This is a genomic window from Williamsia sp. Y853 (genome assembly GCF_056786495.1).
Genome location: NZ_JBXCJC010000006.1, coordinates 80,806 through 94,550 on the forward strand (window position 1 = coordinate 80,806; position 13,745 = coordinate 94,550).

Sequence of the window (13,745 nt, forward strand, 5' to 3'; positions counted from 1 at the left end):
TGTCGAGTGTGCACCACCGCTGCAACAATTGCAAGAGCACCGCTCTCGCTTGTGGCAGGATGGAGACATGACCGACAAGCTGACACCGCGCGCGCAGGCCCGGATACAGACGAACCAGCGCATCCTCGAGGTGGGCCGCGAGCATCTCGCGAAGTATGGCGCGGCAGCGCTGTCACTGCGGGCGATCGCCCGGGAACTCGGTCTGGTGTCGTCGGCGGTGTACCGATACGTCGCGAGCCGCGACGATCTGCTGACGATGTTGGTGGTCGACGCGTACGCCGAACTCGCCGACCAGGTCGGTGCCGCGCACAACACCGCACCGGCTGACGACCCGAGAGAACAGATCCGGCGCAGCTGCATGGCGTTCCACGACTGGGCGGTCGCCGAACCCGCGCGGTACGCACTGCTCTACGGCAGCCCGGTCCCCGGATATCAGGCACCGGCCGAGAAGACCACCGAACCCGGGACACGTGTTGTCGCACTGTTGATGCGCACCATCGCCGACGCCGCCGCGTCAGGCCGGATCGCGCCGCAACCCTCGATCATCGAGTCGCGTGTCGACGCCGTCTTCGACGGCATCCGGAAAGAGTTCGGCCTCGATCTCGACGACCACCACCTCCACAGCGCAATTGCCTTGTGGGCAGGCACAGTCGGCCTGACAAGTCTGGAGGTGTTCGGTCAGTTCGGCGTCGAGTCACCCACCGATATGCAGCGGTTGTTCAGACTGCAGATCGATGGGCTCCTCGATCGGATCGGGCTGGTACCGGGCTAGCCGGGGCTCCTAGGCTGCCTTGGTGACCGTCGCCTGGACGCCGTCGCCGAGTTCGACCCACTCCCCCGATGCGGGTTCCTCGCGTCCGTCGACCAACGTCAGGTCCACGGCCAGGATTTCCCCTGCGATGAGATCGGCGTGCCGCCTGGCCCACTCGAGGTGCTCGGCAGGCACCGCCAGGACCACCTTGATCCGGTCGGAGACATCCAGGCCGGCGCTGCGGCGCGCTTCCTGCAGTTCCCGGATCCGGTCCTTGGCCCAGCCCTCGGCTTCAAGTTCTTCGGTGACCGTGGTGTCGAGTACCACCAGCCCGTTGCCCGACGGCAGCTCGGCAGTCGATTCCGGCTTGACCGCAACGAGTTTGCGGCTGAACTCACCTTCGAGCAGTTCGATTCCGTCGGCACTGACCACCTCGGCGCCGTCACGTTCGGTGATGCTGACGTTCCCGGACTTGACGGCCTTGATGACCCGCTGGACGTCCTTGCCCAGGCGCGGACCGGCCACCCTGGCATTCACGGACAACTCCACCTTGCCGTACTGATCCGCATCTTCGGTCAGGTTCACCGACTTCACGTTCATCTCGTCGGCGATGAGATCGGTGTACGGAGCCAGCCGCAGCGCATCGGGCGAGGCAATGGTCAACGCCGGCAACGGAAGTCGAACCCGCAACTTGTTGGCCTTGCGCAGGCTCGACGCCACCGAACAGACCGACTGCACGTCGTCCATCGCCGCGACCAGTTCCGGATCAGCGGGGAGTTCGTCCTCGGCAGGCCAATCGGTCAGATGCACCGACCGCTCGCCGGTCAGCCCACGCCAGATCGCCTCGGTGGTCAGCGGCAGCAGCGGCGCAGCCAGGCGGCAGGCCACCTCCAGCGCCGTGTACAGCGTGTCGAACGCCTCCGGGGCCTCATCCTGACCGGCCCAGAATCGCGAACGCGACCGCCGCACATACCAATTGGTCAGCGCTTCACAGAAGTTCCGGAACTCGTCACACGCACCGGCGACGTCGTAGGTCTCCATCTGCTCGGTCATCGCATCACGGGTGGCCGCAGCCTTCGCCAGGATGTACCGATCGAGCACGTTGGTGGACGCGGTGCTCCACTGCGCGGGCCGCTCGGCGTACAGCTGCAAGAAGCTGTAGGCATTCCACAACGGCAGCAATGCCTGTCGGACACCTTCCCGGATCCCACGCTCGGTGACGACCAGGTTGCCGCCCCGCAGGATCGGAGAAGCCATCAGGAACCACCGCATGGCGTCGCTGCCATCCCGGTCGAACACCTCGTTCACATCGGGGTAGTTCCGTTTGGACTTCGACATCTTCTGACCGTCGTCGCCGAGCACGATGCCGTGTGCGGCCACGGTCCGGAATGCCGGACGATCGAACAGTGCGGTCGAGAGCACGTGCAGGTTGTAGAACCAGCCGCGCGTCTGCCCGTTGTATTCGACGATGAAATCGCCTGGGCTGTGGCCTGATTCGGTGTCGGTACCCTCGAACCAGTCGGTGTTCTCGAACGGGTAGTGCACCTGCGCGAACGGCATCGATCCGGATTCGAACCAGCAGTCCAGGACCTCGGGCACGCGACGCATCGTCGAGCGCCCGGTCGGGTCGTCGGGGTTGGGGCGGGTGAGGTCGTCGATGTACGGCCGGTGCAGGTTGTCCGGGCGGACACCGAAATCGCGTTCGAGCTCGTCGAGGCTGCCGTAGACATCGGTGCGCGGGTATTCGGGATCATCCGAGATCCACACCGGAATCGGCGCACCCCAGTAGCGGTTGCGGCTGATGTTCCAGTCCCGCGCCCCTTCGAGCCATTTGCCGAACTGGCCGTCACGAATGTGTTCCGGGGACCATTCGATCTGCTTGTTCAGCTCCACCATCCGGTCACGGAAGGTGGTCACGGCGACGAACCACGACGGAACGGCCATGTAGATCAACGGCTTTCCGGACCGCCACGAGTGCGGGTAGGAGTGCTCGATCGTCTCATGGCGCAGGATCTTGCCTGCCGACTTGAGGTCTTTGATGATCACCGGGTTGGCATCGAAGACCATCTGACCCTCGTAGGGCGGGACCATCGAGGTGAAACGGCCACCCGGATCCAGCGGCTGCACGACCTCGATCCCGTTGGCCGTGGCAAGGTCCATGTCCTCTTCACCGAAAGCCGGTGCCAGATGGACGATTCCGGTTCCGCTCTCGGTGGTGACGTAGTTGCCCAACAGGATCCGATGTGCGCCTTCGTGTCCGACGAAGAAGTCGAAGGGCGGCTGGTACCTGATGTTTTCCAGCTGCGAACCGGTGTAGGTGCCGAGTACCTCTGGGTCCGAACCCAATTCGCGCGCATAGCTGCCCAGCAGCGCGGTGGCGAGCAGGTACTCCTGCCCGTCCTCCCCACGAACGTGGCTGTACTCGGTGTCGGGATGAACGGCCATCGCCAGGTTCGAGGGCAGCGTCCAGGGCGTGGTGGTCCAGATCAGGGCATTCACACCGTCGAGCTCGGAAGGCCCGAAGTCCTTGGTGGTCAGCGTCATCCGCACGGTGAGTGCGGGATCCTGACGCATCCGATAGGCGTCGTCGAGCTTGCTCTCCTGATTGGACAGCGGCGTCTGCTCGTACCAGGAATACGGCAGCACGCGGTAGCCCTGGTAAACCAGGCCCTTGTCGTGCAGTGTCTTGAATGCCCACATGACCGACTCCATGAAGTCGATGTCTAGGGTCTTGTAGTCGTTGTCGAAGTCGACCCAACGTGCCTGGCGGGTGACGTACTCGCGCCATTCATCGGTGTAACGCAGCACCGACGAGTGGCAGTAGTCGTTGAACTTCGCCACGCCCATGGTCTCGATCTGGGACTTGTCGGTGATCCCGAGTTGCCGCTCTGCTTCGAGTTCGGCAGGCAGTCCGTGCGTATCCCAACCGAACCGGCGGTCGACCTTCTTGCCGCGCATGGTCTGGAAGCGCGGCACGAGGTCTTTGACGTAACCGGTCAGCAGATGGCCGTAGTGAGGCAGACCGTTGGCGAAGGGCGGTCCATCGTAGAAGACGAACTCCGGCGCGTCCGCCCGGTTGTCGATCGAAGCCCGGAAGGTGTCATCAGACTTCCAATAGTCGAGCACCCGCTCCTCGACCTCGGGAAATGAAGGCGCCCCGCTGCGGATGCCGCCTGCGAGATCAACCAACGGGTACACCCGCTCGGTCGCCTTCTCCCCAGCCGATTCCTGCCCCGAAGAACTCTGCGCTGCCGATTCGTGTGAACTCACTACCGTCTCCTCGTGCTCTGGCGTGTTAGCCGGCACGGGGACGAACCGATGGTTTCATCGGCCGCGGTACCACCCCGCTTGCGCCTGGAATCGGCGCCACTCCATCGATTGACCGGCATACTCCTGCCGGCAATCGCCGAGGCTTTGACGGACCTCATCCGCCCGGTTCTACTGGGGACCTCACGGCCCCGTTCTTCCGGGTGCTCCCCGGTGATGGCCGGATCAACGCGTGTTCGAGTCTAACGTGGTTTGTCCAGAAAGATTTCTTCGGTCGGCGGATCGTCATTCCGACCATGTTTCGATATCCGCGGGATCTCACCGGTGTCGGCTTCAGATCCCACGTCATCGTCGCCTGCATTGCGGGTGTGGCCCTCGGACGAGTCGCCGGCTGCGGGATCTTCCTCATGTTCCGCCACGGCGGACCAATCCCCAGCCTGCTCCTGATCCGAGGCCCCGACCTCGTCATCACTCAAATCACTGTCCGCGGTGTCGCCACTGGAAGCGTCACTGTCGTGGGGATCGTCCGCGCCGGGTTGGGCTGCGGCAGAGGAACTCCGCCCCAGTCCGAGTAGGTCGGCGATGAGAAATCCGACGCCTATCACGCAGACGACCACACAGGCTATCGCCAACCAGAGAACACCACTGAGCAAAGCCGCCACCAGTAGGACGAATCCCACCAGCGTGGCCGACAGCGCCAAAACCAACACTTGAAGCGTCCTGGTTACCCGGTCGCGTCAGTTGCTCGGCTTGGAGAATCCGCCCGTGTTGGTAAAGCCACCATTGCCCGGATCGGACGAGAAGGCATCACCACCGCGTGCGTTGTCCACCGGTGCCGCGCTGCCCCGTTGCTGCAGCTCTTCGAGCTGCGACTCCAGGTAGGTCTTGAGCCGTGTCCGGTACTCGCGCTCAAAGGTCTTGAGCTGCTCGATCCGGCCTTCCAGCACCGAACGCTGCTGGTTGATGGTGCCCATGATCTCGGTGTGCTTGCGCTCGGCATCCGCCTGTAGGGCAGCTGCCTTCTCCTGAGCCTGACGCGTCTGCGTCTCGGCGCGGGTCTGCGAATCGGCGAGGATGGCCTCCGACCGCTGGCGCGCGTCGCTCAGCATCGCCTCGGACTTCGAGCGGGCGTCGCCGACCAGCGCGTCTGCGCGGGCGCGGGCATCGGCCACCATTGACTCGGACTCACTACGAGCATTGTTGGTGAGTCGATCGGCGGTCTCCTGAGCCAGACCCAACACTCGGGCGGCCCGGACGCTCTGGTCGTCGTTCTGCGGTGCCGCGGGCGGCGCGGACTCGGGGGCCGGAGCCGCCGGTTGTGCTGCCGCAAACGCCTGCGTTGCAGGTTCTGGAGTCGGTGCCGGCGCGTTCTTCGCCGCAGTGACCTCGCCCTCGAGCTCTTCAACCCGTTGTTTCAGGTCAGTGTTCTCTTCGATCAAACGCGCCAGTTCGGCTTCTACGAAGTCGAGGAACTGATCTACCTCGTCCTCGTTGTAGCCGCGTTTGCCGATCGGCGGTTTGCTGAACGCGACGTTGTGCACATCAGCTGGTGTCAGCCGCATTGGTCGGTCCCCTTATACCTTGTGTCGAACTTCGGTCTTCTACTTTTCGGGCAGATGCTGGCTCAGCGTGTCCGCCGAACCGTGAGCGTCCTTCATATTATTCACGATATGCACACAGGCTGTAACTGGCGTCCATCCTGTCACACTAGAACCGTTCGTTGCACCCTATGGATGCGATGTCGAAATCAAACAGCGGTCAAAACGCACCATTTAGAACGGCGCGCCGTGAATCCGTGACCCGTTTGTTATCAACCTACTCGATACTAGTGCGTCCCACGCCACTCAAGGTGATCCGGAACATCATCGCCCTGTTCACGCGGAGTGTCTCCGACGCCACGCACCGCAGATCTCCCACGAATTCAGTGGGCGGATACGAGGATTCGGGCAATAGAATCTGGGCGGGCCGAACTATCCGGCAACCACGGTCATCGCTATCAACACCAGGATCATCGTGATCATCAGGGACAGATCCAAGCGGACCGGACCGAGCGGGATCGGCGGGAGGATGCGCCGCAGCGTCTTGATCGGCGGATCGGTGGATGTGAAGACACCCTCGATGACCACAACCGAGGCGCCGGTCGGGCGCCATTCCCTGGCAAATGTACGAACCAATTCGATCACCAGCCGGCCCAGGAGCAGCAACCAGTAGATGAAAAGGACGTAGTAAATAATCTCTCGCGCGATCGTCACGCCACAACTCTGCCCGATTTCGCTGCGGTTTGGGAAAACCGCAGCACCAGCGGCCTGTTGCCGAGGTCCTACTGGTGGTTGTAGAAGCCGGTCTCGGCGATCTTGCGGCGATCCTCGGCCGAGACGTCGATGTCGGCGGGGGCCAGCAGGAAGACCTTGGTCGCGACCTTGTCGAACGATCCGTGCAGAGCGAACGCAAGACCGGCCGCAAAATCGACAAGGCGCTTGGCGTCGGCGTTGCTCATGTCGACGAGATCCATGATGACCGGGCTGCCGTCGCGGAAACGCTCACCGATGGTGCGCGCCTCGGCGTAACTGCTCGGCCGCAATGTGGTGATCTTGCCGAGCGGGTTGCCTTCTTCGAAGACGCGGTCCAACTCTGCGCGGGAATCGAGTGCAAGTGCGCCACGAGTGCTCGTGCCGCCACCGACAGTGGTGGTACGCGCGGCTGCGGGCCGGGTGCTGCCGAGCGGCTCGAGGCGTGCCGAAGGCCGGGCAGGCGCCGGTGCGGCGGCGTACCGATCGGCCGATTCGAACTGGGGGCGACGAGCACCGGCGTAGGCGTACTCCGGAGCGCGCTCGTACTCGGCGCCTGCGAACTCGGCCTCGCGGTAGTCACGGTCATCGACCTCGTCCCGATACGGACGGGCGACAGCGGCTTCGTCACCGTAGAACGGCTCGCGGTAGTCGCCATCGCGGTAGTCACGCTCATACCGGCGAGCCCGGGCGGGAGCCGGATCCTCCAAGTAGTCGTCTTCGTAGTCTCCGGGCGGGACCATGCCGAAGTACGCCTTGAACTTGTGGATGGTGCTCATCGCATTTCCTCTTTCAGTCGCAGCTTGTACTCGACAATCTTTGTTAGCCGTGTTGCTCGTGTTACTCATGTGACTAACTGTTAGGGCGAGATTACTGGCCGGGAGCCCATGATTGCGGTACCGACACGCACGCATGTCGATCCGTACTTGACAGCGAGCTCGAGATCGTCTGACATACCCGCCGACAATTCGGTCGCCGCCGGGTATTGCGTGACAAATCCCTGGTGGATGCGGGCCGCCTGCTCCAGCCACTGCTCCGCCGAACCACCGAGTGGGGCGATCACCATCAGCCCGCACAATTGGAGATTCGCCGATTCGGCGATGGCGTCGGCCAGGCCCGGCAGTTCGTCTGCCGATACCCCGCCGCGCCCCTTGGCCTCGTCGTCATCGAGGCCGATCTGGATGAGGACCTCCAGCGCTCCGGCCCGCGCGCCGTCCTCGCGGGCGGTTCCGACGGCGCGGTCGAGTGCCTGGGCGAGTTTGAGACTGTCGACCGAATGCACCCGGTCGGCCCAGCGGGCCACCGACTTCGCCTTGTTGCGCTGCAACTGCCCGATCATGTGGAACCGCAGATCGGCGCGACCGGTCGAGGCCCGAACCTCCGCGGCCTTCTCACCGGCCTCCGGTTCACGCGATTCACCAAACTCGGTGGCGCCTGCGGCAACCAGCAAAAGCACGTCCTGCGCCGGGAAGAACTTGGTGACGGGCAACAACTGAACCTCGGCCGGGGAGCGACCCGCCGCGAGGCAAGCCGCGTCGACACGACTGCGCACACGTTCAAAATTCGCGGCGAGTTCTTCTCCGCGCTCGGATGACCGGTCAGAGCCCTCAGGCACCGCTGTCCATCCAGATGACCGAGGCGATCCGTCCTGTCGGCGCACCACGCCGGTGACTGAACAGGGACTGGTCCTCGATCGTGCACCGAGGATCCTGCGCCACCCCATTGACCCCGGCCTCCAATAGCTGCCGGCGGATGCCTGCCCGAAGATCCAGCCCGGGGGTGCCCTTGAGTGTCTTGGTGGCGCTACCGGGCAAGTGCGCCTCGACATCGGCCTGCATGTGCGCGGGCACCTCGTACTGCCGACCACTGGCCGCCGGTCCCATGAACGCGCCGATCCGGCTCACCACCGCGCCTGCGGCTTCCATCTCGGCGAGCACGCGCGGCACGATCCCGATCCGCGCGCCGACCCGTCCGGCATGGACGGCCGCGATCACACCCGCCGTCTCATCACTGAGCAGCAACGGAACGCAATCGGCCGAGAGCACCGCCAACGCGAGATCCTTGGTCGTGGTGACCAACGCGTCGGTGGCAGGCACCGGCTCGGACACCGGACCGTCGACGGTCACCACGTTGCGGCTGTGGATCTGTTCCATCCAGACCACCCGCGAGGGACCGACACCGATCTCTTCACCGAGCCGGATCCGGTTGCGTGACACAGCCTCCGGATCGTCACCGACATGATCACCGAGATTGAACGAAGCATAGGGTCCGGTCGAAAAGCCACCGGCCCGCGAGGTGGTCACCCGCCGGACACGAAAACCCACTGCCACGCTCAGCGCTTCATGAACGGGGGAACGTCCACCTCGTCGTCGGCCTCGTCCATACCGTGGGCCGGACGTGAGGTCTGGCGTCCCTGGCGATCATCGGCAAAGGGGTCTCCGGCGGGAGCCTGCGCGAACAGCGAGTCGCGGCGTTCGGAGTCGCTGCCCTTCGACACGACACCGGAGCGTCCGGATCCAACCGAGGCGCTGCGAGCGGCGACCGTGGCCGCGGACTCGACCGGCTTGCGAGCCGGTGATCCGCTGTCGAAGCCGGCTGCGATGACCGTGACGCGAACCTCGTCGCCGAGGTTGTCGTCGATCACGGTGCCGAAGATGATGTTGGCGTCGATGTGGGCAGCTTCCTGCACCAGCGTGGCCGCCTCGTTGATCTCGAACAGACCGAGGTCGCTGCCGCCTGCGATGGAGATGAGCACGCCGTGCGCGCCCTCCATCGAAGCCTCGAGCAGCGGCGAGTTGATCGCCGACTCTGCGGCCTTGGTTGCGCGATTCTCGCCGCGCGAGGAACCGATACCCATCAGGGCGCTACCGGCATTGCTCATCACACCCTTGACGTCGGCGAAGTCGACGTTGATCAGCCCGGGTGTGGTGATCAGGTCGGTGATGCCCTGAACACCGTTCAGGAGCACCTCATCGGCACTGCGGAACGCATCCATCAGGCTGACGGCGGCATCGCCCATCTGCAGCAGACGGTCGTTGGGGATCACGATGAGGGTGTCGCACGATTCGCGCAGAGCGGTGATGCCGACCTCGGCCTGTCCCCCGCGACGCTTGCCCTCGAACGAGAACGGCCGGGTGACCACGCCCACGGTCAGCGCACCGAGCTTGCGCGCGATGCTCGCGACGACGGGTGCGCCACCGGTGCCGGTGCCACCGCCCTCGCCCGCGGTGACGAAGACCATGTCGGCGCCCTTGATGAGCTCCTCGATCTCGTCTTTCGCGTCTTCGGCGGCGCGGCGACCGACCTCGGGGTCGGCGCCGGCGCCGAGCCCGCGGGTGGAGTCGCGACCGACGTCGAGCTTGACGTCGGCGTCACTCATCAGCAGGGCCTGGGCATCGGTGTTGATCGCGATGAACTCAACACCTTTGAGTCCCTGTTCGATCATGCGGTTGACGGCATTTACTCCGCCGCCGCCAATACCGACGACCTTGATCACGGCAAGGTAGTTGTGCGGGGGCGTCATGGCGCTCGCCTTCCTTTTGGTCTGTTCGAACCAGTTTGGTTCTACGGCACGGCCGCTTCGCGAAAACCCTCAACCTAAACCACAGGCTTAGAGTTATGTCAAGTAGTCGTGTGCTGATGGAAACGCTAGGCACCTTCGGACACCGGAGCCAGCAACCGGCGCGGCGTGTCGGGAAAGAACTCTGCGAATTGCACCAAATCGGCTATTTGAACGTCGGATTCGACGGGCTGGACACATTATATTCGGTCCCCGGTTGCGTCAGCACATGGCGCAGGGTCTCCGCTTTCTCCGCGTTTCGACTGTCGTCTCCCCAGACCACGGTGCGGTTGTCCTTGAGTACCAACACGATATTGACCGGAGAACTGACTTCGATCGCGGCGATTTGTCCGGACACGTAAGGGGGAACCTCGGCCATCACGGTCAACGCGGCCCGCGTCGAGGCGTCGCCCGAACCCGGGTTCCGGGTACGTAACTGGGCCAGCCCGGGCGGCGGATCCTGTTGCGCGAACTCGAATCCCAGCTTGTCCATCAAATACTTCTGTCCGTCACGTTCGGTGAACACCACGGGGACGCGCTCGACCACCGAGATGCTGATGGTCGAGGGGTACTCACGCTTGACCCGGACCGAGGCGATCCGCGGAATCATCGACACCCGCTGGGCCGCGGCCGCAGCATCGACCTGCAGGAGCGGCTCACCCGCGGGAACTGCTGCCGCGGAGGTGATCTCCTCCGCCTGCACCACGGAATTGCCCGTCACGTCGACGCTTCGCACCGACATCAGCGGCGTGAAGTACGCAACCAGGAACAGTGCGATGACCGCCACGATGGCACCGATGGTGCCGACCAGCACACGCATGCCGCTGATCGCGGGCCGGGCGCGACTGCGACCACTGTTCTTGCGACCACTGTTGTTGCGACGCAGCCAACTGAACCTGCTGCGGCCGAACTGTCGGCCGCGGTCCCTCGCCGACCTTCCCCTGCCGTCCGAATCGTCCGATCTGTCGGAGTCCTCGACGCCCTTACCGGCTTCGATATCGCCGACTTTGATGTCGTCGTCTTCCAGGTCATCACCGAACTCGTCGGGATCGAATTCTTCTGCGCCGAACTCGTCCCCGAAATCATGTGGGCCAGGGTCTTCCGCGTCCGTGTCCGCTGCGTCGATCTTCCCTGGGTCGGGGTCGTCTGGACCGAGCTCATCCGAACCGACGACCTCTGCGTCGCCGGTACGCCGCGACTTCCCATCGCGGCCGGGCCGACGACGGTCGCTCATTGTTCGCCCCGCGGAATCCGGTCGTCCTGATTCACCCGACCGGCATCGCGCAACGCTATGACTATCTCCCCTGCCTGCATGGTCACGTCGCCGGCACCGATGGTGAGGATCACGTCCTGCGGCTGAGCCAGCTCGACCACCTGACGCGGTAGCGCCGAGACATCCGGCTGGAACGCAACGGGTTTGCCGATCCGTTCGGCGATCGTCACGCCACTGATCCCCGGGATCGGTTGCTCGCGGGCTCCGTAGACATCGAGCACGATGACCTGATCGGCGAGGTCGAGTGCGGCGGCGAACTCGGTCGCGAATGTTTGTGTGCGTGAATACAGATGGGGCTGGAAGATGGCCACCACACGGCCACCGTCGACGTCCACCATGTCGCGCGCCGCGGTCAGCACCGCCCGAACCTCGGTGGGGTGATGTGCGTAGTCGTCGAACACGCGGATTCCACCGACCGCACCGCGCAGCTGGAATCGGCGGTGTACACCGGTGAAACCTTCAACGCCTCTGATCACATCGGAGATCTGCGCCCCGGCAGACTCTCCGGCGAGTACCGCAGCCATCGCGTTGAGCGCCATGTGTTTACCGGGGACCGGCAGATTCATCTCGCGTTCGGCGACCACACCGTCACGGTCGGTGAATCGCACCTGCGCGACACCCCCACCGGCGCGGCTCTGCCAGGCCAACAGCTCGGCATCCAACGGAACATTCGGCGCCAGATCGCGATGCACACCTTCGCCGTAGCCGCGGACCGATATCCCCCGCTCGGCCAACCGGTCGACCACTCGGCCCGCGAACGCCGCCGAACCCGGATCGTCCAGGCAGACCACGAGGGTCCCGCCGTCGACGATGCGGTCGGCGAAGTCGTCGAACACCCTCACATAGGCCTCTACGGTCCCGAAGAAATCGAGATGATCGGACTCGACATTGGTCACCACAGCCACATTCGGCGTGTATTCCAGGAGCGATCCATCGCTCTCGTCGGCCTCGGCCACGAACAGCTCGCCCGAGCCGTGGTGTGCGTTGGTTCCGGATTCGTTCAGCTGTCCACCGATGGCAAACGACGGATTGAGACCACAGTGCTGCAGGGCGACCACCGTCATCGACGTGGTGGACGTCTTGCCGTGGGTGCCCGCGATCAGCAGATTGCGATGCCCCTCCATCAACGTCGCCAGCACTCCGGGCCGCAGCAGGATGGGGATTCCCCGTTCGCGTGCTGCCACCAGTTCGGGGTTGTCCTTGGGGATGGCGGCCAGGGTGGTGACCACCACCGTCGGGCCGCCGTCGAGCATGTCGAGTGCGGCACTGTCATGCCCGATGTGGATCTGGGCACCACGAGTGCGCAGATCGACCACACCCCGCGATTCCTTTGCGTCGCTTCCCGAGACCTGACCCCCACGCGCCAACAGGATGCGTGCCAGCCCGGACATACCCGCGCCACCGATCCCGACCATGTGCACGCGCGAAAGTTGTGCAGGCAACGGTTGTTTCATGTCTCCGACAATCGGCTCGTTCATCGGCTCGCCGCCGCACGCCGGGCTTGCGCGAGTTCGATGCCGGCCGCGGCGACAGCCTGCGCGGCACCCCTGGCACCCGATCCGGCGGCCGCAGCGGCCATGGCCGCCAGCCGCTCGGGATCGGTCAGCAACGGCGGAATGGTCTGTGCCACATAGTCCGGCGTCAGATCGGCATCGTCGACCATCAGTCCACCGCCGGCCTCGACCAGTGGAGCGGCGTTCAGTCGTTGCTCACCGTTGCCATGCGGAAGTGGGACGTACACCGCGGGCAGGCCGGTTGCCGAGACCTCGGCAACGGTCATCGCGCCAGAGCGGCAGATGGCCAGATCCGCCGCCGCGTACGCGAGGTCCATCCGCGAGATGTAAGGCAGGCCGACATACGCCGGTGTCGCGTCGAACGGCTCGAGGGTGTTCTTCTTCCCATAGGCGTGCAGAACACCGATACCGTTGTCCGCCAATACCTGCGCCGCACCGCGGACCGCGGAGTTCAGACTCTGCGCACCTTGCGATCCACCGAACACCAGCAGTGTCGGCGCATCGGGATCGAGCCCGAAAAAGGCTCGGGCCTGCGCTCGCAACGCACCCCGATCGAGATCGGAAATTGCTGCGCGCACGGGGATTCCGACAACTTCGGCCGCCAGGCCCGATCCGGGAACCGCGGCCAGCACGCGCTGGGCCAGCCGCGCACCCACCTTGTTCGCCACACCGGCGCGCGCGTTGGCCTCATGGATGACCACTGGGATCCGCGCGCCCGAACGGCTCCGCAGACGGGCCGCCAGGTACGCAGGCAACGCGACGTATCCACCGAAGCCAATGACCACATCCGCGTCCACCTCGTCGAGGATCCGACGCGTAGCCGCGACCGACTTGGGCAGCCGCAGTGGAAGTTTGGCCAGATCCGCGTTGGGTTTGCGGGGCAACGGTACGGGCGGGATCAGCTCGAGCCGATAGCCGCGCTCGGGCACCAAAGTCGTCTCGAGCCCACGCGCTGTACCCAGCGCGGTGACCTTGATCGTCGGATCGATCTCGATCAACGCATCCGCGACGGCCATCGCCGGTTCGATATGACCGGCTGTACCGCCACCTGCCACCACAACCGACAGTGGCCGGGTCGATTCACTCATGGTTT

The 13,745-nt window shown here is 64.6% G+C and carries 12 protein-coding genes; 1 reads left to right on the top strand and 11 read right to left on the bottom strand.

Going from position 1 to position 13,745, the window contains the following annotated elements:
• Window positions 1-67 precede the first annotated feature (67 nt).
• A complete protein-coding gene (locus tag AC1TPF_RS26070) occupies window positions 68-772 on the top strand; it encodes a TetR/AcrR family transcriptional regulator (RefSeq protein ID WP_482145744.1) in 705 nt (234 codons plus the stop codon).
• Between the two features lie 9 nt (window positions 773-781).
• Here the strand turns inward: AC1TPF_RS26070 and ileS are convergent, their stop codons facing one another.
• The 11 genes from ileS to murG form a co-directional block, all read right to left on the bottom strand.
• Window positions 782-3,949 (bottom strand): isoleucine--tRNA ligase, encoded by a 3,168-nt coding sequence (ileS, locus tag AC1TPF_RS26075; protein ID WP_482145822.1) that lies wholly within the window; start codon window positions 3,947-3,949, stop codon window positions 782-784.
• Between the two features lie 311 nt (window positions 3,950-4,260).
• Window positions 4,261-4,728 (bottom strand): hypothetical protein, encoded by a 468-nt coding sequence (locus tag AC1TPF_RS26080; RefSeq protein WP_482142075.1) that lies wholly within the window; start codon window positions 4,726-4,728, stop codon window positions 4,261-4,263.
• 27 nt (window positions 4,729-4,755) lie between these two features.
• Window positions 4,756-5,580, bottom strand: a complete 825-nt coding sequence (gene wag31 / locus AC1TPF_RS26085; RefSeq protein WP_482142074.1) for a DivIVA-like cell division protein Wag31 — start codon at window positions 5,578-5,580, stop codon at window positions 4,756-4,758.
• A 408-nt stretch (window positions 5,581-5,988) separates the two neighbouring features.
• Window positions 5,989-6,270, bottom strand: coding sequence for a YggT family protein (locus tag AC1TPF_RS26090; RefSeq protein WP_482142073.1), 282 nt, complete (start codon window positions 6,268-6,270; stop codon window positions 5,989-5,991).
• A gap of 68 nt (window positions 6,271-6,338) precedes the next feature.
• A complete protein-coding gene (locus AC1TPF_RS26095; protein ID WP_482142072.1) occupies window positions 6,339-7,085 on the bottom strand; it encodes a cell division protein SepF in 747 nt (248 codons plus the stop codon).
• Between the two features lie 80 nt (window positions 7,086-7,165).
• Window positions 7,166-7,921 (bottom strand): YggS family pyridoxal phosphate-dependent enzyme, encoded by a 756-nt coding sequence (locus AC1TPF_RS26100; protein WP_482145745.1) that lies wholly within the window; start codon window positions 7,919-7,921, stop codon window positions 7,166-7,168.
• Window positions 7,914-8,630, bottom strand: a complete 717-nt coding sequence (gene pgeF / locus AC1TPF_RS26105; RefSeq protein WP_482142152.1) for a peptidoglycan editing factor PgeF — start codon at window positions 8,628-8,630, stop codon at window positions 7,914-7,916. Before pgeF ends, AC1TPF_RS26100 begins: the two co-directional genes overlap by 8 nt.
• A gap of 8 nt (window positions 8,631-8,638) precedes the next feature.
• Window positions 8,639-9,829 (bottom strand): cell division protein FtsZ, encoded by a 1,191-nt coding sequence (gene ftsZ, locus AC1TPF_RS26110; RefSeq protein ID WP_482142070.1) that lies wholly within the window; start codon window positions 9,827-9,829, stop codon window positions 8,639-8,641.
• A gap of 202 nt (window positions 9,830-10,031) precedes the next feature.
• Entirely contained in the window at window positions 10,032-11,099 is a 1,068-nt protein-coding gene (locus AC1TPF_RS26115) for a cell division protein FtsQ/DivIB (protein WP_482145746.1), read from the bottom strand.
• Window positions 11,096-12,616 carry a UDP-N-acetylmuramate--L-alanine ligase gene (gene murC / locus AC1TPF_RS26120; protein ID WP_482145747.1) on the bottom strand — a complete coding sequence of 507 codons (1,521 nt, stop codon included), beginning with the start codon at window positions 12,614-12,616 and terminating at the stop codon, window positions 11,096-11,098. The genes AC1TPF_RS26115 and murC overlap by 4 nt, the downstream gene beginning before the upstream one ends.
• Window positions 12,613-13,740: an undecaprenyldiphospho-muramoylpentapeptide beta-N-acetylglucosaminyltransferase gene (gene murG / locus AC1TPF_RS26125; protein ID WP_482145748.1), complete on the bottom strand. Its 1,128-nt coding sequence runs from the start codon at window positions 13,738-13,740 to the stop codon at window positions 12,613-12,615. The genes murC and murG overlap by 4 nt, the downstream gene beginning before the upstream one ends.
• Window positions 13,741-13,745 lie beyond the last annotated feature (5 nt).

What these genes read in the sequence shown, in the direction of transcription:
- murC (WP_482145747.1), bottom strand. Translation starts at nt 12,616, where the DNA reads ATGAACGAGCCGATTGTCGGAGACATGAAACAACCGTTGCCTGCACAA.
- murG (WP_482145748.1), bottom strand. Translation starts at nt 13,740, where the DNA reads ATGAGTGAATCGACCCGGCCACTGTCGGTTGTGGTGGCAGGTGGCGGT.
- AC1TPF_RS26070 (WP_482145744.1), top strand. Translation starts at nt 68, where the DNA reads ATGACCGACAAGCTGACACCGCGCGCGCAGGCCCGGATACAGACGAAC.
- AC1TPF_RS26115 (WP_482145746.1), bottom strand. Translation starts at nt 11,099, where the DNA reads ATGAGCGACCGTCGTCGGCCCGGCCGCGATGGGAAGTCGCGGCGTACC.
- ftsZ (WP_482142070.1), bottom strand. Translation starts at nt 9,829, where the DNA reads ATGACGCCCCCGCACAACTACCTTGCCGTGATCAAGGTCGTCGGTATT.
- wag31 (WP_482142074.1), bottom strand. Translation starts at nt 5,580, where the DNA reads ATGCGGCTGACACCAGCTGATGTGCACAACGTCGCGTTCAGCAAACCG.
- AC1TPF_RS26095 (WP_482142072.1), bottom strand. Translation starts at nt 7,085, where the DNA reads ATGAGCACCATCCACAAGTTCAAGGCGTACTTCGGCATGGTCCCGCCC.